At 72.6% G+C, this 16,079-nt stretch carries 18 protein-coding genes; 8 read left to right on the plus strand and 10 right to left on the minus strand.

Features of this window, described 5'->3' with window-relative positions:
• Positions 1-70: 70 nt before the first annotated feature.
• A complete protein-coding gene (gene hemL / locus ACIPLC_RS01090; RefSeq protein ID WP_400469492.1) occupies positions 71-1,399 on the minus strand; it encodes a glutamate-1-semialdehyde 2,1-aminomutase in 1,329 nt (442 codons plus the stop codon).
• Between the two features lie 433 nt (positions 1,400-1,832).
• On the opposite strand from hemL, the gene ACIPLC_RS01095 reads away from it, so the two are divergent.
• Positions 1,833-2,321: a hypothetical protein gene (locus tag ACIPLC_RS01095; protein WP_218198242.1), complete on the plus strand. Its 489-nt coding sequence runs from the start codon at positions 1,833-1,835 to the stop codon at positions 2,319-2,321.
• Between the two features lie 65 nt (positions 2,322-2,386).
• Here the strand turns inward: ACIPLC_RS01095 and ACIPLC_RS01100 are convergent, their stop codons facing one another.
• The 5 genes from ACIPLC_RS01100 to ACIPLC_RS01120 all read right to left on the minus strand — a co-directional run bounded on the left by ACIPLC_RS01100 (position 2,387) and on the right by ACIPLC_RS01120 (position 8,129).
• Positions 2,387-3,874 carry an MFS transporter gene (locus tag ACIPLC_RS01100; RefSeq protein WP_400469495.1) on the minus strand — a complete coding sequence of 496 codons (1,488 nt, stop codon included), beginning with the start codon at positions 3,872-3,874 and terminating at the stop codon, positions 2,387-2,389.
• A gap of 93 nt (positions 3,875-3,967) precedes the next feature.
• A complete protein-coding gene (locus tag ACIPLC_RS01105) occupies positions 3,968-4,456 on the minus strand; it encodes a MarR family winged helix-turn-helix transcriptional regulator (protein ID WP_400469498.1) in 489 nt (162 codons plus the stop codon).
• Positions 4,457-4,519: 63 nt separating this feature from the next.
• Positions 4,520-5,812, minus strand: coding sequence for a glycosyltransferase family 39 protein (locus ACIPLC_RS01110; RefSeq protein WP_400469501.1), 1,293 nt, complete (start codon positions 5,810-5,812; stop codon positions 4,520-4,522).
• Between the two features lie 168 nt (positions 5,813-5,980).
• The gene (locus ACIPLC_RS01115; RefSeq protein ID WP_400469504.1) at positions 5,981-7,657 is read right to left on the minus strand and encodes an RICIN domain-containing protein; all 1,677 of its coding nucleotides are present in this window, start codon (positions 7,655-7,657) and stop codon (positions 5,981-5,983) included.
• A gap of 232 nt (positions 7,658-7,889) precedes the next feature.
• Positions 7,890-8,129: a chaplin gene (locus ACIPLC_RS01120; protein ID WP_363587791.1), complete on the minus strand. Its 240-nt coding sequence runs from the start codon at positions 8,127-8,129 to the stop codon at positions 7,890-7,892.
• Positions 8,130-8,359: 230 nt separating this feature from the next.
• Between ACIPLC_RS01120 and ACIPLC_RS01125 the strand changes: the two genes are divergently transcribed.
• The 4 genes from ACIPLC_RS01125 to ACIPLC_RS01140 all read left to right on the plus strand — a co-directional run bounded on the left by ACIPLC_RS01125 (position 8,360) and on the right by ACIPLC_RS01140 (position 9,966).
• Complete coding sequence (locus ACIPLC_RS01125) at positions 8,360-8,611, plus strand: chaplin (RefSeq protein WP_400469507.1); 252 nt, start codon at positions 8,360-8,362, stop codon at positions 8,609-8,611.
• Between the two features lie 234 nt (positions 8,612-8,845).
• Positions 8,846-9,088 carry a chaplin gene (locus tag ACIPLC_RS01130; RefSeq protein WP_400469509.1) on the plus strand — a complete coding sequence of 81 codons (243 nt, stop codon included), beginning with the start codon at positions 8,846-8,848 and terminating at the stop codon, positions 9,086-9,088.
• Between the two features lie 109 nt (positions 9,089-9,197).
• Complete coding sequence (locus tag ACIPLC_RS01135) at positions 9,198-9,467, plus strand: chaplin (protein ID WP_400469512.1); 270 nt, start codon at positions 9,198-9,200, stop codon at positions 9,465-9,467.
• 118 nt (positions 9,468-9,585) lie between these two features.
• Complete coding sequence (locus ACIPLC_RS01140; RefSeq protein ID WP_400469515.1) at positions 9,586-9,966, plus strand: hypothetical protein; 381 nt, start codon at positions 9,586-9,588, stop codon at positions 9,964-9,966.
• Between the two features lie 79 nt (positions 9,967-10,045).
• Here the strand turns inward: ACIPLC_RS01140 and ACIPLC_RS01145 are convergent, their stop codons facing one another.
• The gene (locus ACIPLC_RS01145; protein WP_400469518.1) at positions 10,046-10,702 is read right to left on the minus strand and encodes a hypothetical protein; all 657 of its coding nucleotides are present in this window, start codon (positions 10,700-10,702) and stop codon (positions 10,046-10,048) included.
• Between the two features lie 302 nt (positions 10,703-11,004).
• On the opposite strand from ACIPLC_RS01145, the gene ACIPLC_RS01150 reads away from it, so the two are divergent.
• The 3 genes from ACIPLC_RS01150 (at position 11,005) to ACIPLC_RS01160 (ending at position 12,256) form a co-directional block, all read left to right on the plus strand.
• Positions 11,005-11,349, plus strand: coding sequence for a hypothetical protein (locus ACIPLC_RS01150; RefSeq protein ID WP_030232098.1), 345 nt, complete (start codon positions 11,005-11,007; stop codon positions 11,347-11,349).
• A gap of 77 nt (positions 11,350-11,426) precedes the next feature.
• A complete protein-coding gene (locus tag ACIPLC_RS01155) occupies positions 11,427-11,771 on the plus strand; it encodes a rodlet layer protein (protein WP_363587783.1) in 345 nt (114 codons plus the stop codon).
• Between the two features lie 218 nt (positions 11,772-11,989).
• Positions 11,990-12,256 carry a hypothetical protein gene (locus tag ACIPLC_RS01160; protein ID WP_400469521.1) on the plus strand — a complete coding sequence of 89 codons (267 nt, stop codon included), beginning with the start codon at positions 11,990-11,992 and terminating at the stop codon, positions 12,254-12,256.
• Between the two features lie 86 nt (positions 12,257-12,342).
• Here ACIPLC_RS01160 and hemB read toward each other — a convergent pair whose 3' ends face one another.
• The 3 genes from hemB to hemC all read right to left on the minus strand — a co-directional run bounded on the left by hemB (position 12,343) and on the right by hemC (position 16,049).
• Complete coding sequence (hemB, locus tag ACIPLC_RS01165; RefSeq protein ID WP_400469524.1) at positions 12,343-13,323, minus strand: porphobilinogen synthase; 981 nt, start codon at positions 13,321-13,323, stop codon at positions 12,343-12,345.
• 69 nt (positions 13,324-13,392) lie between these two features.
• Entirely contained in the window at positions 13,393-15,042 is a 1,650-nt protein-coding gene (locus ACIPLC_RS01170; RefSeq protein ID WP_400469526.1) for a uroporphyrinogen-III synthase, read from the minus strand.
• Positions 15,039-16,049: a hydroxymethylbilane synthase gene (gene hemC, locus ACIPLC_RS01175; protein ID WP_400469529.1), complete on the minus strand. Its 1,011-nt coding sequence runs from the start codon at positions 16,047-16,049 to the stop codon at positions 15,039-15,041. Before hemC ends, ACIPLC_RS01170 begins: the two co-directional genes overlap by 4 nt.
• Positions 16,050-16,079 lie beyond the last annotated feature (30 nt).

Below are 16,079 nucleotides of genomic sequence, written 5' to 3' on the forward strand. Positions count from 1 at the left end.
GATGGACGACGGTGATCTCTTTGGCGCTCACTTCTCAGTACTCCTGGGGCTCGCAGGGATGGATCGGGGCCTAGGCCGTGGCCGCGGCGGCCGCGCGGGCGGCGGCCGGAAGCGCGGCGGCGATCCGCTCGATCGCCCGTTCGTCGTGGGCCGCCGAGACGAACCAGGACTCGAAGGCGGACGGCGGCAGGTAGACGCCCTCGGCGAGCATCGCGTGGAAGAAGGCGGTGAAACGGTACGCCTCCTGGGTCTTGGCCTCGTCGTAGTTGGTGACGGCGGCCTCGGTGAAGAACACCGAGAACATGTTCCCGGCGGTCTGCAGCCGGTGCGTGACGCCCTCCTTGGTGAGCGCCTCCGACACCAGGGTGGAGATCTCGGCGGCGACCCGGTTCACCGTCGCGTACACCTCGTCGGTGCAGCCGCGCAGTTGGGCCAGGCCGGCCGCGGTGGCGACCGGGTTGCCGGACAGGGTGCCCGCCTGGTAGACCGGGCCGGCCGGGGCCAGGTGGGCCATCACGTCGGCGCGCCCGCCGAAGGCCGCGGCCGGGAAGCCGCCGCCCATGACCTTGCCGAAGGTCAGCAGGTCCGGCGCCCAGCCCTCGTTCGCCGCCTCCAGGCCGTACCAGCCAGCCTTGGAGACGCGGAAGCCGGTCATCACCTCGTCCGAGACGAACAGCGCGCCGTTCGCCCGGCAGAGCCGGGCCAGGCCCGCGTTGAAGCCGGGCAGCGGCGGGACGACGCCCATGTTGCCGGGCGAGGCCTCGGTGATCACGCAGGCGATCTCGCCCGGGTGGGCGGCGAAGGCCCGCTCGACGGCGGCCAGGTCGTTGTAGGGCAGCACGATGGTGTCGCCGGCCTGGGCGCCGGTGACGCCCGGGGTGTCCGGCAGGCCGAAGGTGGCCACGCCGGAACCGGCGGCGGCCAGCAGGGCGTCCACGTGGCCGTGGTAGCAGCCGGCGAACTTCACCACCTTCGCGCGCCCGGTGAAGCCGCGGGCCAGCCGGATCGCGGACATGGTCGCCTCGGTGCCGGAGGAGACCAGGCGGACCTGCTCGACCGGGGCGACCCGGCCGACGATCTCCTCGGCCAGCTCGACCTCGCCCTGGCCGGGCGTGCCGAAGGAGGTGCCGCGGGTGACCGCCCGCTGGACGGCGTCGATCACCGCGGGGTGCGCGTGGCCGAGGATCATCGGGCCCCACGAGCACACCAGGTCGACGTACTCGCGGCCGTCGGCGTCGGTGAGGTAGGGGCCGGTACCGGACACCATGAAGCGCGGCGTGCCGCCGACCGCGCGGAAGGCGCGCACCGGGGAGTTGACGCCGCCGGGCGTCACGACGGAGGCGCGGTCGAACAGCGACTGGGACTGGGGGGCTTCGTAGGGGTAGCTCACGGAAGACATGGTCTCAAATCGTGTCCTTGAGCTCTGCATGTCGGACCCGATCATCTGGAACGATGATCCGGGCACCGTTGTCTGTACGGTTGTCCGTACAGCAGGGGTCGCTGACTGCTCCGGAGCACGGACCAGTCAGACTGTGCACGCAGAGTGCGCAGGCGTTCCGGTTGTGTGCAGGGGTGTGGAGAGGACTGCCGCGTACCGCGAGTGGGTACGGCGGCGCATGACGGGTAAGGAGCACGTCCGGAGGGACGCCGGACGTGCGGGGGTCTGTCGATTCCGGCGAATTCCGGTGAGGATGGTCCGAGTGTCCGAGGCGCAGGACGGCTACGACGAGGCCGCGGGGGGCTCCCGCAGGCCCGCCGAAACCGCACGCGGGGGTACGGGAGCGGGTACGGGTCGTGGCCGCCGCGGCGGCGAGAGGCGGGGTGAGGGACGCATGGGGGTGACGTACAAGTACTTCGGCGCTCCGGACCGCGCCACCGCCGCCAGAGTCCCCACCGCCCTCGGCCCCGGCGGGCTCGGCCTGGACGCCGGCGAACTCGGCTCGCTCGGGCGGCTCGGCGACCTGATGGAGACCAGCGGCTCCCCCAACGGCCACCTCTCCACCAAGATCAAGCCGGAGACCATGAGCGCCATGGTCCTCACCGGCATCCAGGGCGTCCCGCTGCACCAGGTCCCGCCGCTGGAACTCGTCGTGCTGCACCCCGACTACGCCGTCGTCCAACTCCCGCAGAACGTCGTCGAACCGCTCCGCAAGGCCGACGAGACCGAACTCGGCGCCGCCGCCTTCATCTGGTCCACCGTCCCCGACCGGCGCGGACCGCGCGACGCCTTCGTGATCTACAGCATGCTGCACGAGTGGCAGGACTTCGCCAACCGGCTGCACGACGCCGGGCACCAGCTGTACTGCCTGGTCTGGCCGTGACCCTTCGCCCAGCCCTTCACCCCGATCGCTGAACAGCGGCCGGGGCGAAGCGGTTTGACCTTGCGTCAATTCCTGCGGCCGGTCGGCCGCAGGACCACTGCCGCCAGCAGCAGCGCCGCGGCGAGCAGGCCGGCGGCGGTCGCGAAGGCGAGCCGGAAGCCACCGGTCAGGGCGTCCGCGGTGGAGTGCCCGGCCGCGGCCAGGGCAGCGGTACGACCGTTGGCGAGGGTGGTGAGGACGGCGACGCCGAGCACGGCGCCGATCTGCTGGGTGGTGTTGAACAGGCCCGAGGCGGTGCCCGCGTCCGCCGGTCCGGCGCCCGACATGCCCAGCACCGCGAGCGCGGACAGCACCAGGCCCCCGCCCCCGATGAGCAGCATGGTCGGCAGCAGGTGGACGACGTAGTCGGCGTCGGCCGGTAGCCGGACCAGCAGGCCCAGCGCCGCGACCAGCAGGGCGAGGCCGGCGAGCAGCACCGCGCGCTCGCCGAACCGGGCGCTCAACCGGGCGGAGAGCAGCAGCGACACCGCGCCGACGGCAACCGCCGCCGGCAGCATCGCGAGACCGGTGGCGGCGGCGCCGTAGCCGAGCACGTTCTGCGCGTACAGGGCGACCAGGATCTGGAACGCGAACATCCCGGAGATGGCCAGGACCTGGACCAGGTTGGCGCCGGCGACGGTGCGGGAGCGGAACATCCGCAGCGGCAGCAGCGGGTGGGCGGTCCGCGACTCGTGCAGCAGGAACGCGGCCAGCAGGGCGAGGGTGAGCGCCCCGAGGCCGAGCGTGCGGGCGGAGCCCCAGCCGTGCTCACCGGTGCCGACGATGGTGTAGACGCCGAGCATCAGGGCGGCGGTGATCAGCGCGGCACCGAGGGCGTCGGCGCCGGCCCGCAGGCCCGGGCCGCGTTCGGCCTCCAGCACCCGGACGGCGAGCAGGACGGCGGCGAGGCCGAGCGGCAGGTTGATCAGGAAGATCCAGTGCCAGTCGAGGGCCTCGGTGAGCACCCCGCCGAGCACCTGCCCGATCGAGGCGCCGGCCGCGCCGACGAAGCTGAACGCGCCGATCGCGCGGCCCCGTTCGCGCGGCTCGGGGAAGAGCGTGACGATCATGCCGAGGCTGACCGAAGAGGCCAGCGCGCCGCCGATGCCCTGGAGGAAGCGGGCGGCGATGAGCGGGCCGGGGCCGGGGGCGACCGCGCAGAGCAGCGAGGCGGCGGTGAAGACGGTGAGCCCGGCGACGAAGACCCGCTTGCGGCCGATCAGGTCGCCGAGCCGTCCGGCGAGCAGGAGCAGGCCGCCGAAGGCGATCAGGTAGGCGTTGACGGTCCAGGTCAGGCCGGCGGGCGAGAAGCCGAGGTCCTGCTGGATGGCCGGCAGGGCCACGGTGACGATCGAACCGTCCAGGATGATCATCAGCATTCCCGCGCAGAGCACCGCCAGGGCGAGCGCGCGGGAGCGGGCGGGGGCCGGGGGCGCCGGGGCCGGTGCGGGCGGGGCGGGCGCGGCCGAGACAGGGGTGGTCGGGGCAGGGGCGGTCGGGGCGTGCGCGGTCATGGCGGGTCTCCCGGTTCGTCGAGTACCGGGCGAGACGCTATCAGATTGTTTTGTTCGAGACTATCTATCTCGGGATCATGATCGGGCCATGACTCAGCCCCGGGCGCGACGCGCCCGCCGGACCGTCCGTTCGCTCTCCACCGGCTCCGCCAGGTACCCGTCCACCAGGCGCGTCAACGCCGACACGAACACCTCCCCCTCCGGGCCCGGCAGTGACTCCAGCACCTCCCGGTGCACCCGGTCCGCGATCGCGGTGCCCCGCTCGACGGCGCGCTCGCCCGCCTCGGTGACGAAGATGATCCTGGCCCGGCGATCGGTCGCGGACGGGCGGCGCTCGGCCAGGCCGGCCTTCTCCAACTCGTCCACGGTGACCACCATGGTGGTCTTGTCGAGGTCCGACAGCTCGGCCAGCTGGATCTGGGTGCGCTCGGTCTCCTGCGCGTGGAACAGCACGCAGTAGGCGCGCGGGGTGATCCCGAGCTCGGTGAAGGCGGCCGCCATCCGGGTCGCCAGCACGTGGCTCGCGTGGTCCAGCAGGCCGGAGATGTCGCGGATCTGGCGCACGGGCGGGGTCGTCGTCATACGTCCGAGGTTAGCAACGGCCCGTCCGCTGCCGGATGATCCCGTTGGCAACCAACCTCGGGTCTACGGGATACCCAACTCGAACAGCGCATACCCCGCGTACCAGCCCGCCGCCACCACCGGCATCGCGAACAAGCCGACCAGCGAGGACGTCCGCACCCGGCGCAGCGCCACCGCCAGGCCGATGAACAGCGGGAAGGCCGGCAGCAGGTAGCGCGAGATGTTGCCGAAGATCTGGTTGCTGCTCAGCGCGGTGGCGATGGTGAGCGCCGTGTAGACCACCAGCACCAGCGGCGGCCGGGCACGCCACAGCAGCACCAGCAGGCCGGGCAGGGAGATCAGCAGGGCGATCGCGATCAGGTCCGGGGCGGGGTTGGACTGCCAGAAGTCCCAGTGCCCGGTGATCACGTCCATGATCGTGCGGACGGTCGAGGCGCCGCCGTCGAAGTAGCGGTTCCAGGCGCCCTGCTGCAGCTTGAAGTAGCCGCCCCAGTCGCCCATCCGGTAGCCGACCCAGGCGACGTACCCGATCAGGCCCCACGGGGTGATCAGCATCGCGGTCAGCGGCCGGGCCACCCCGTCGGTGCGCCGGATCAGCGCCACCAGCGCGGCGATCGACACCGCGGCGATCAGCGCGGCGGCGGTCGGCCGGTTGAGGCCCGCCACCAGCGCCAGCACCCCGGCCGTCAGCCAGTGGCGGGTCATCACGCAGTAGCAGGCCCAGGCGGACAGCGCGACGAACAGCGAGTCCGAGTAGACCGCCCACTCCACGCCCGACCCCGGGAACAGGCCCCAGATCACCGCGGCGATCACACCCGCCCGGAAGCCGCCGAGCCGCTCCGCGATCGCGAAGATCCCCGCCGCCGCGACGAGCGAGGCGACCACCGAGACGACGATCCCGGAGCCGTACGGGCCGAGCCCGGTGACCGCGCCGACCAGCCTCATCAGCCACGGGTAGAGCGGGAAGAAGGCGGCCGAGTTCTCGTAGTAGGTGGCCAGCGGCCAGCCGTGCAGCGGGATCAGCTGCGGGTCGTAGCCGTTCTCGGCGATCCGCTGGTACCAGACGCCGTCCCAGGTGCCCAGTACGTCCCACGGCTGGGCCCCGCCGCCGCGGCCCGGGTTCTTCTTGAGGTAGTCCCCGGTGTGCGACAGCAGCAGCATGAAGACCGTGAGGCCGGTGGCCTTGACCACCGCGTACGCCCCGAGCGCGGGCGCGAAGCGGTCCACCAGGGCACCGAACCGGCCGGGCCCCCGGCCCGCCCGCTCCTCGGAGCGCTCCTCGGACCGCTCCGTCTCCGGTGCCACGGGAGCACCGGGCTCGGTGCTGGACGACTCGGTGCTCGATGCCGTGCTCATCTGCTCTGGGTACTCCCCGCCCCGCTGGTGGTCCGCGCGGCTACGGCGCAGCGATTTTTCAGGTGAGCCTACGGCACGCCCCCATCCGCCCCGCGAACGCCCGCCCGCCCCGAAAAACCTGTCGCCGCCCCCACCCGGTCGGTGGGGGCGGCGACGGGGTGAGGGGGGTCAGCTGTGGAGGTGGACGATGCCGAGTTTGGTGAGCTGCCAGAGCTGGGCGGCGGCGCCGGTGTCGGCGGTGAGTTCGGCGACGGGGTTGCCCTTGGCGTCGAGGGTGGCGCCGGGGGCGATCACCTTGGTCGGGTCCTGGGAGTCGGCGATCTTGTAGCGGCCGCCGCCGGCCGGCTTGAGGACCCAGTGCTGGTTGCCGCCGCCGTTGCAGCGCCACTGCTGGATGCGGGTGCCGGGGGCGGTGGAGGCGGCGTTGGCGTCCAGGCACATGTCCCGGTTGCCGCTGAAGTCGAGCTCGTAGCTGCCGCCGGCCTTGGCCTCCAGGACGAAGGACTGGTTGAGCCCGCCGGTGGCGGGATAGGTGATGGCGGCCCGGCCGTTGGTGGAGTCGCCGTAGGTGCCGCCGCCGGAGAGGTCGAGCGCGTTGCCGGTGCCCGCGTTGGTGAGCTGGTACCAGGAGCCGTCCTCGGGGACGTCCGCGAACGGCTGCCCGGGGGTGAGCGGCTGGATGGCGGTGGTGTTCTGCTGGTTGAGCGTGCAGTAGGCCTGCGCCAGTCCGGGTTGGGCGAAGAACTGGCCGAGGCAGACGCCCTCGCCCCGGTAGCCGGCCACCCGCAGGTGGTACGACTGGCGGACCATGTTCATGCACAGCCCGGGGATGCCGATCTGCGAGTCGCAGCCGTTGCGCGCCCACTCGGCGAGGTTGATGACGTCCCCGTTGGTGTACTCGTACGGGGAACTGGTCCACTCCGCGCAGACCTCGTGCCCGAAGGCGACCCGCCGCTGGTCGAGGTAGCGCACCCCGGGCACCTGTTCGGCGGCGCCGCGCAGCGCGTCGCTGAAGGTCGGCACCACCCAGTTGTGGCCCCAGGCGAGGTCCTCGGGGAAGGCCGGGCAGCCGTCGGCGACCTTGCCGAGGTAGTCGTTGTGCCGGATGTCCGGGGTGATCGGATTGAAGTACGACTGGTAGACCAGCTGGTACGCGGAGTCGGCGTAGCCCGCCTTCCGCATGGTCCGGCGGATGTTCTGGAGCGCGGCGACGACCTTGGGCTGGACCCGCTTGGCGCGCTGGACGATCTCGTCGCTGCCGATGGTGTCGCGGCAGCCCTGGTCCTTGGGGATCGGGAAGTACTGCGCGAGGCAGTGCATCATGATCCCGCTGAAGTCGAAGTCGTCGTTGGCGCCGATCGTGACGACGACCATCTTCACGTCGTACTTGCCCGCCACGTCGGCGAGTTTGACGTCCTGTTTGGGCTCGCCGAAGTCGCCGCTGCCGGAGCCGGTGACCTTGGCGAGTTCGGGGTCGCTGACCAGGTCGCCGGTCTGGGCGCCGGAACAGGCGAGGTCGACCGGGGTGACCCCGGGGATGTCGGTGACGAAGATCTCCGACTTGGGGTGCCGGTGGCAGTAGTTGGTGGGGCTGTCGGTCTCCGGGAAGTAGCCGTCGTTGGTGTCCGTGCCGGCGCCCTCCCCGGAGATGGCGCTGTCGCCGAGGGCGACGATCGCGGCCGGGCTGGTGGCGCCGGCCGCGGGGGCGGGATCGGCGAGGGCGGCGGGGGCGCCGGCCAGGCCGAGGGTGGCGACGAGGGCGCCGGCGGCGAGCAGCGCGCCGTACGGGGAGCGGCGCGCCACCGTCCGGGCGCGCCGCGCCGCTGTCAGTCGGGACCTGATCACACGCGACTCCTTGCGGGGGGTGGGGGCCGCCCGGCCGGGGCGCCGAGCGGCGCGGAGCAAGAAAGGTGAGCAGGTCTCATATTCTAGGTACTGACAAGTAACGCAACAAGGCTTGTGGCGGCTCCGGAACCTGACGCCCCGACACACCCCCGGACATGCGGAGAGCCGCCGCCCCGCGCCCCAGGAGGGAAGCGCGGAACGGCGGCTCGCACCGGCCGAACCGGGGACAGGATCAGCCCAGGTTGGCGCAGTGGTTGCCGAACGCCGGGTTCAGCAGACCGATGATGTCGATGGTGTTGCCGCACAGGTTGACCGGAACGTGAACCGGAACCTGAACCTGGTTGCCCGAGATGACGCCGGGGGAACCCGCGGCGACACCCTCGGCGCCGGAGCTGGCCATCGCGGTGCCGGCGCCGGCGGCCACGATGCCCACCACGGCCGCGCCGACGGCGGCGGTCTTCTTGATGCTCATACGAGCCTCCTGACTGTTCATACAGAGATGCACGGGGAGTGCGACATCAAGAACGAGACCCACCCGGACCGGTTGCGACGGTGGACGCACTGTCACCCATCCGGCCCAACGAAGACGGCGACCGGCATTCGGGTGATCAGCGGACCGGACCGTTTCCCCTCGCGCGGTGCCTCGTTCTCTCTGGCGGAACACGATCCACCCGGCCCTACAACACGAATCGAGTACCGCCCATGCGCAAGCTCGCCCACGGCGTCGTCGGCACCGCGGCCAGCGCCGCACTGCTCGCCGCCGGTGCCGGCGTCGCGTCCGCCCACCACCTGCACGGCGCGTCCGCCGAAGGTGTCGCGGCCGGCTCGGCCGGCGCGGTCTCGGGCAACTCGGTGGAGGTGCCCGTGCACATCCCGCTCAACGTGTGCGGCAACTCGGTCGACGTGGTGGGCCTCCTGAACCCGGCGTTCGGCGATAGCTGCCTCAGCGCCTGACCGGGAATTCCCCTGGTCGCACCTCCGCCCGAACCGCTCCCGGCCGTGTGGGAATTGTTCGCGAGGTGCTGGAACAACGCGGCGGCCGCGTCGACGCCCGAGCCATGGGCGAAACACGCCGGTGTGCGCCGCCGGAGTGACAATCACGGCAATCCCAGAAGCCAGCGGGTGAGTATTCGTGCTCGCCCCGCTCCCGACATTTCCCATCCGTCGGGCAGAAAACGGAGGAAAGACATGCGTAACTTCAAGAAGGCAGCCGTCCTGTCCCTGGCCGCCACCGGTCTGGTCCTCGGTGCCGCCGGCGGTGCGTTCGCCAGCTCCGGCGCCGAGGGCGTGGCCGCCGGCTCCCCCGGCGTGCTCTCCGGCAACCAGATCCAGATCCCGGTGCACATCCCGCTGAACGTCTGCGGCAACTCCATCGGCGTCGTCAGCATCCTGAACCCGGCGTTCGGCAACAACTGCGCCAACGTCGGCTGAACCCGCCGTCGCCGCACCGGCGACAGCTGATTCACCGAGCCCGTGCCGCGCCCCGCGACGCCGGGGCGCGGCACGCTCCACCCGTGTGTGATCGAGGAGATCAACCCCCATGCAGAACGTGAAGAAGGCCGCTGTCCTGTCCGCCGCCGCTGCCGGCCTGGTGCTCGGCGCGGCCGGCTCCGCCGCCGCCAGCTCCGGCGCCGAGGGCGTGGCCGCCGGCTCCCCCGGTGTCGTCTCCGGCAACCAGGTCCAGATCCCGGTGCACATCCCGGTCAACCTGTGCGGCAACTCCATCAACGTCATCGGCCTGCTGAACCCGGCCTTCGGCAACAGCTGCGCCAACGCGGAGATCCACCCGCAGCCCGCGGACGACTGCTGATCCCCGATCGGCACGCATTCCGGCCGTACTGCCCCCCGACCAGCCGGCCGGGGGGCAGTTCGGCATCCCCGGGCGGCCGGTGGCCGTCCGGCCCCCGATCCACCGAAGGGTGATCCGCATGGTTTCGAAGAAGAGCGGGGCCTGCCTGGTCGTCGCCGTCGGCGCCACGGTGCTGCTCGGCGCCGGCTCGGCGCAGGCCGCCACCACGACCGATTCGGCCCCCGCCTCGGGCCCGGCCAAGCTGGCGAAGACCGATGTCGGCCAGGCGCTGAACGGGACGACCTCCGGCCTCGGCTACGGGATCGCGCCGGTCAAGGACCTGCGCCTGGACCCGTGGGCGAACTCCTCGGCCGACGTGCTCAACAACGGCGCGACCGTCAAGCCCGACCAGGGCCTGGCCCCGGTCGGCACCGGCGGGCTGACCGGCCCGCTGAGCGCGGGTGGCGGCATCCGGGACCTCCCGCTGGTCGGCGGGCTGACCGGCGTCCTGCCGGGCTGAGCCGCCCGGCGCAGCCGAGAGCCCGGCACCCCGGTCGCGTACGGGGTGCCGGGCTCCGCCGTGCCCGGAGCCGCTGGGCTCAGAGCTGGGTCAGGTCGGTCAGGCCGGTCTGCTGCACCACGCCGGTGGTGGTCGCGGTGGTGGTCGCGGCCAGGTCGCCCACCTCGTCGGTGACCGAGATCCGGTGGTCGTCGTTGCCCAGGCTGGCGGTGGCCCCGGGGACGGCCTGCACGGTGCCGGTGACCAGTCGCGGGTCCACCTCGTCCACCTTGAGCCGGCCGTCGGCCAGCTGGCCGGTGCCGTCCTGGACGAGGGCGAGCGGCTTGCCGAGGGCGAGGCCGGGGGTGTCCGCGTGCAGCGGCGCGGCCGGGGCCTCCAGCAGCACCTGGCCGAGGTCGGCGCCCTGGTCGACCAGCGGGAGCGGCAGCTCGGCCTTGGCGCTCGGGCCGACCTTGCCGGTGTGCAGCTCGGGGACCAGCCGGTCCGGGACGAGCTCGGTGCTGGTGGTGCGGCCGGGCGCCGGCGGCAGGAGCAACGAGGTCGGGATGCCGGCCTTGAGGTGGCTGCCGAGCGGGGTGAGCGGCACGTCCGCCGGGACCTGCTGGGTGGCCAGCTTGTCCTCCAGGGCACCGACCTGGTCGGGGCTGACCTGGGCGGCGGAGGCCGCTCCCTGGGAGGCGAGCATGCCCGCACCGACCGCCAACAGCATCGCGCCGGCCCGCTTGGAGAACTTCATGCTTTTCACCGTTCTGCCTGTCCGTACTGGAGATCCCTGAAGGGAGGGGCTGCGGGGCGCAGCCGGAAAGCAATCTGCCTCAACGAGTGACCGTGAGTTCGGATTGCGGCGGTTAACCGGTTCGGCCTAATAATCCGACCGGAAACCACTCTGCGACGCGCCTCCCGGACTCTTTTCAAAAATCCCCGTAACCTTCCGTGCCGTCATTCTTTGATCTGGACGTCAGTGACTGCAGACCGGGTCTGAGCGTTCTACGCGTTGTACGCACGGAAACCAAGAGCATTTCAGAGAGGGATCTCCCCATGATCCAGAAGTCCTTCGCCGCCGCCGGCCTGGCCGTCGCCGCGCTGGCCGCCGCCGCCGCGCCCGCTTCGGCGATCGGTGACGCGGACGGCGCCGCCGCCTCCATCGAGGGCAACGGTGGTACCAACTTCACCGGCACGGTCGGGAACAACAGCCCGAACTTCCACTTCCTGGACAACGCGAACGTCTGCCTCCCCGAGATTCACAACATCGCGGTGGGCGTGCTCGGCGTGGCCGTCCCGGTCGAGGTCCCGATCGCCAACAGCGGTGGCAAGCAGTACTGCACCCAGGGCCAGGGCACCCAGAGCCACGGCGACGCGGGCGTGTCCCACCTGATCGGCTGACCGTTCCCCCAGCTGCACTCCCCCTGAACCACCCTTCGAATCGCTCCCCGATTCACCCCCCGAGAGGAAAACCGGAAATGATCAAGAAGTCCCTCGCCGCCGCCGGCCTGGCCGCCGCCGCCATCGCGATGTCCGCCGGCTCGGCCTCCGCCATCGTCGACTCGGACGGCGCCGCCACCTCCGTCCAGGGCAACGGCGGCACCAACCAGACCGGCACCCACGGCAACGGCAGCCCGAACTTCCACACCCTGGACAACGCGAACATCTGCCTGCCGGAGGTCCACAACATCGCCGTCGCCGTGGTCGGCGTCGCGGTTCCGGTCGAGGTGCCGATCCTGAACAGCACCCCGAAGCAGATCTGCAACGTCGGCCAGAACACCCAGTCCTCGGGCGACGCGGGCGTTTCGCACCTGATCGGCTGATCAAGGGGCACGGCACGGACGGAGGGCCCGGGGAGGTACGTCTCCCCGGGCCCTCCGGGCGCTACGGGCAAGGTGTCCGGCCGGCCGCCGAACAGGTGCGGACCGGCCGGGTGAGCGGACGTTCGGAGCGGCGCTCAGGGCGCCGGTCCGGCCGACCGGATGTGATCACGTGTCAGAGGCAGCGCCCGCCGGGGCGCTCCGAAAGAGAGGGCATTTCCATGAAGAGCAAGCTGGCCAAGGCCGCACTGACCGCCACCGCCGCGCTGGCGCTCGCGGGTGCCGCCACCCCGGCGTTCGCGCACGTCGGCCTCGCGGGCGGCGGCGAGTTCGTCGCCTCGGGCGACCAGCCGTTCGTGGCCGGTGCGGGCTGGGGCGTCGGCCACACCAGCGACGTCATCGCCGGCGGCTTCGGCGGCGGCGCCGCCACCTCCACCGACGTGATCGGCGGCGGCGAGGGCTTCGCGCACATCAACGGCTGGAAGTAGGACCCGGAAGGCCGGGCCCCCTCCACGAGGGTGCCCGGCCTTCCGTCTGCCCCGCCCCGGAGGCGAGCGGGCGAGTAGCTTGCTTGCTACTTGAGCATCGCGGCGGCCTCGACCGCCCAGTAGGTGAGGATCTGCTCGGCCCCGGCCCGGCGGATCGAGGTGAGCGTCTCCATGATCATCCGCTCCCGGTCGATCCAGCCGTTCGCCGCGGCCGCCTCGACCATCGCGTACTCGCCCGACACCTGGTACGCCGCGACCGGCACCGGAGAGGCGTCGGCGACCTGGCGCACGATGTCCAGGTAGGCCATGGCCGGCTTCACCATCACCAGGTCGGCGCCCTCGGCGAGGTCCTGCTCCAGCTCGCGCAGCGCCTCGCGGGCGTTCGCCGGGTCCTGCTGGTAGCTCTTGCGGTCACCCTTGAGCGAGGAGCCGACCGCCTCGCGGAACGGGCCGAAGAACGCCGAGGCGTACTTGGCGGTGTAGGCGAGGATGCCCACGTCCTGGTGCCCGGCCTCGTCCAACGCCCTGCGGACCACCGCGATCTGACCGTCCATCATGCCGGACGGGCCGACCAGGTGGACGCCCGCGTCCGCCTGCACCCGCGCCATCTCGGCGTAGCGCTCCAGGGTGGCGTCGTTGTCCACGCTGCCGTCGGCGGCCAGCACGCCGCAGTGGCCGTGGTCGGTGTACTCGTCCAGGCAGAGGTCCGACATGACCACCAGGGCGTCGCCGACCTCGGCGACCACGTCACGGATCGCCTGCTGGAGGATGCCGTCCGGGTTGGTGCCCTCGCTGCCGGTGGCGTCCTGCACGGCCGGCACGCCGAACAGCATGAGGCCGCCCAGGCCCGCCTCGGCCGCCTCCACCGCGGCCTTGCGCAGGGTGTCCCGGGTGTGCTGGACCACGCCCGGCATGGAGGTGACCGGGACGGGCTCGCTGACGCCCTCGCGGACGAACAGCGGCAGGATCAGCTCCGTCGGGTGCAGCCGGGTCTCGGCGACCAGCCGGCGCATCGCCGGGCTCCGGCGCAGTCGGCGCGGGCGTACGTACGGGAATTCAGCGGACACGGCTTCTCTCTCCGAACGGTTGTGCAGTGTGCCGGGGGCGACGGATCGCCGCCCCCGGTCCCATGGGTGTCAGCGGGCCTTGCGGCGCGAACCCGGGCGGCGCTCACTGGGCCGGTAGACCGGCTCGCCGGCGGCCGTGGCGGTGTCGCGGCGCTTGGCCCCGAAGTCTGCCAGGGCCTGGGCCAGCGCGGCCGCCGACGGCGCCGGGGCCATCACGTCGACCCGCAAGCCGTGCTCCTCGGCGGTCTTGGCGGTGGCCGGGCCGATGCAGGCGATGACCGTGACGTTGTGCGGCTTGCCGGCGATGCCGACCAGGTTCCGCACGGTCGAGGACGAGGTGAAGAGCACCGCGTCGAAGCCGCCGCCCTTGATCGCCTCGCGGGTCTCGGCCGGCGGCGGCGAGGCGCGCACCGTCCGGTACGCCGTCACGTCGTCGACCTCCCAGCCCAGCTCGACCAGGCCGGCCACCAGGGTCTCGGTGGCGATGTCGGCGCGCGGCAGCAGCACCCGGTCGATCGGGTCGAACACCGGGTCGTACGGCGGCCAGTCCTCCAGCAGGCCGGCCGCGGACTGCTCGCCGGAGGGCACCAGGTCCGGCTTCACGCCGAAGTCCACCAGGGCCTGCGCGGTGGTCTCGCCGACCGCCGCGACCTTGATCCCGGCGAAGGCCCGGGCGTCCAGGCCGTACTCCTCGAACTTCTCCCGGACGGCCCGGACCGCGTTCACCGAGGTGAAGGCGATCCACTCGTAGCGGCCGGTGACCAGGCCCTTGATGGCCCGCTCCATCTGCTGCGGGGTGCGCGGCGGCTCGACCGCGATGGTCGGCACCTCCTGCGGCACCGCGCCGTACGAGCGCAGCTGCTCGGACAGGCCGGTGGCCTGCTCCTTGGTGCGCGGCACGAGCACGTTCCAGCCGAACAGCGGCTTGGTCTCGAACCACGAGTGCGAGGAACGGTGGGCGACCTGCTCGCCCACCACGGCTATCACCGAGGTCGCCGGGTCCACCGGGGCGGAGACCGGCGAGGGCAGCACCCGGGCGGCCTTCAGGTCGGCGGCGATGCCGGACAGGGTCGAGGTGAAGGTCCGCTGGCGGGTGGTGGTGCCGGAGAGCGTCGCGCTCAGCGCCGACTCCGGCTTGCGGCCGTTGGCGACCAGGGCGCCCGCGGTGGCCGGCAGCTGGCCCAGGGTGGTCCGGACGACCAGGGTGGTCTCCGGCGCGCCCAGGTCCACCGGGCTACCGGCCAGCAGCGCGGTGCCGTCCACGAAGCGCACGTCGGCGCCGGCCGCGCCGCGCAGCGGGATGCCCGCGTACGCCGGGACGCCGACCGACTGGGCGACGCCCGGGATCACCTCGAAGGGGATGCCGTCGCCGGCGCAGCTGAGCATCTCCTCGGCGGCGCAGCCGTCCAGGCCCGGGTCGCCGTCGACGGTGCGGACCACGTGCTTGCCGGCCCGCACGGCCTCGGCGACCAGCCCGGCCAGGTTGAAGTCCGCGCCCTCGGCGGCCGGGGTGTGCACCTGCACACCGGCCGGGCAGTGGGTGCGCACGGCCGCTGCGGTCAGCGGGTCGGCGACCAGGATGTCGGCCGAGGACAGCACCTCGACCGCGCGCAGGGTCAGCAGCCCCGGGTCCCCGGGGCCCGCGCCCAGGAAGGTGCACCGTCCGGTGGCGGACTGGCCGCCCGGGAGCGGGGTTTCGGTGGCGGCGGTGGGGCTCATCGGGCTCGCTCCCCCATCAGGGTGGCCGCGCCCGCGTCGAGCAGCCGGGCGGCCAGCGCGCGGCCGAGGGCCGTCGCGTGCTGCTCGGCGGTCTCGTCGAGGACGATCGGACCGTTGGCGGACATCTTCAGCAGGGCGGCGCCGTCGGGGTCGCCGACCACGCCCTCCAGCCGCAGTTCGTTCGGCCGCGCCCAGGTGGCCAGCGCGGCCACCGGAGCCGAGCAGCCGGCCTCCAGGGTGGCCAGCAGGGCCCGCTCGGCGACCACGGCGACCCTCGTGGGGGCGTGGTCCAGGGCGGCGAGCGCGGCGGTCAGGTCGGTGTCGGCGCCGGCGCACTCGATCGCGAGCGCGCCCTGGCCGGGGGCCGGGAGCATCAGCTCCGGGTCGAGGTGCTGGGAGATCTCGGCGCTCCGGCCGAGCCGGTTGAGGCCGGCCGTGGCCAGCACCACCGCGTCCAGTTCGCCACTGGTCACGTAGCCGATCCGGGTGTCCACGTTGCCGCGGATCGCGACGGTCTCCAGCGCGGCGCCGCGGGCGGTGGCCCAGGCGTTCAGCTGGGCCATCCGGCGCGGCGAGCCGGTGCCGATCCGGGCCGGGCGGCCGGCGCCGGCCAGCTTCTCCACCAGTTCGTCCAGGGTGAGGCCCTCGGCGGCGACCAGGGCGTCCCGGACGTCCTCGCGCTCGGGGACGGCGGCCAGCGCCAGGCCCTCCGGGGCGGCGGTGGGCAGGTCCTTGAGCGAGTGCACGGCGAAGTCGATCCGGCCCTCCAGCAGCGCGTCCCGCAGTGCGGAGACGAACACGCCGGTGCCGCCGATCTGCGCCAGTGCCTCCCGGGAGGTGTCGCCGTAGGTGGTGATCTCGACCAGCTCGACGGGGCGCCCGGTGACCCGGGTGACCTCGCGGGCCACCATGCCCGACTGGGCCATGGCGAGCGCGCTGCGCCGGGTGCCGAGCCGCAGGGTCGCGGTGGCGGCCGGAGCCTGCTCCGTGATCGGTTGACCATTCATGAGGTGATCGTCCCGGTGGTACTCGTGGGA

The organism is Kitasatospora sp. NPDC086801, assembly GCF_044745805.1.
GTDB lineage: Bacteria > Actinomycetota > Actinomycetes > Streptomycetales > Streptomycetaceae > Kitasatospora.

What these genes read in the sequence shown, in the direction of transcription:
- hemL (WP_400469492.1), bottom strand. Translation starts at nt 1,399, where the DNA reads ATGTCTTCCGTGAGCTACCCCTACGAAGCCCCCCAGTCCCAGTCGCTG.
- ACIPLC_RS01095 (WP_218198242.1), top strand. Translation starts at nt 1,833, where the DNA reads ATGGGGGTGACGTACAAGTACTTCGGCGCTCCGGACCGCGCCACCGCC.
- ACIPLC_RS01100 (WP_400469495.1), bottom strand. Translation starts at nt 3,874, where the DNA reads ATGACCGCGCACGCCCCGACCGCCCCTGCCCCGACCACCCCTGTCTCG.
- ACIPLC_RS01105 (WP_400469498.1), bottom strand. Translation starts at nt 4,456, where the DNA reads ATGACGACGACCCCGCCCGTGCGCCAGATCCGCGACATCTCCGGCCTG.
- ACIPLC_RS01110 (WP_400469501.1), bottom strand. Translation starts at nt 5,812, where the DNA reads ATGAGCACGGCATCGAGCACCGAGTCGTCCAGCACCGAGCCCGGTGCT.
- ACIPLC_RS01120 (WP_363587791.1), bottom strand. Translation starts at nt 8,129, where the DNA reads ATGAGCATCAAGAAGACCGCCGCCGTCGGCGCGGCCGTGGTGGGCATC.
- ACIPLC_RS01125 (WP_400469507.1), top strand. Translation starts at nt 8,360, where the DNA reads ATGCGCAAGCTCGCCCACGGCGTCGTCGGCACCGCGGCCAGCGCCGCA.
- ACIPLC_RS01130 (WP_400469509.1), top strand. Translation starts at nt 8,846, where the DNA reads ATGCGTAACTTCAAGAAGGCAGCCGTCCTGTCCCTGGCCGCCACCGGT.
- ACIPLC_RS01135 (WP_400469512.1), top strand. Translation starts at nt 9,198, where the DNA reads ATGCAGAACGTGAAGAAGGCCGCTGTCCTGTCCGCCGCCGCTGCCGGC.
- ACIPLC_RS01140 (WP_400469515.1), top strand. Translation starts at nt 9,586, where the DNA reads ATGGTTTCGAAGAAGAGCGGGGCCTGCCTGGTCGTCGCCGTCGGCGCC.
- ACIPLC_RS01145 (WP_400469518.1), bottom strand. Translation starts at nt 10,702, where the DNA reads ATGAAGTTCTCCAAGCGGGCCGGCGCGATGCTGTTGGCGGTCGGTGCG.
- ACIPLC_RS01150 (WP_030232098.1), top strand. Translation starts at nt 11,005, where the DNA reads ATGATCCAGAAGTCCTTCGCCGCCGCCGGCCTGGCCGTCGCCGCGCTG.
- ACIPLC_RS01155 (WP_363587783.1), top strand. Translation starts at nt 11,427, where the DNA reads ATGATCAAGAAGTCCCTCGCCGCCGCCGGCCTGGCCGCCGCCGCCATC.
- ACIPLC_RS01160 (WP_400469521.1), top strand. Translation starts at nt 11,990, where the DNA reads ATGAAGAGCAAGCTGGCCAAGGCCGCACTGACCGCCACCGCCGCGCTG.
- ACIPLC_RS01170 (WP_400469526.1), bottom strand. Translation starts at nt 15,042, where the DNA reads ATGAGCCCCACCGCCGCCACCGAAACCCCGCTCCCGGGCGGCCAGTCC.
- hemC (WP_400469529.1), bottom strand. Translation starts at nt 16,049, where the DNA reads ATGAATGGTCAACCGATCACGGAGCAGGCTCCGGCCGCCACCGCGACC.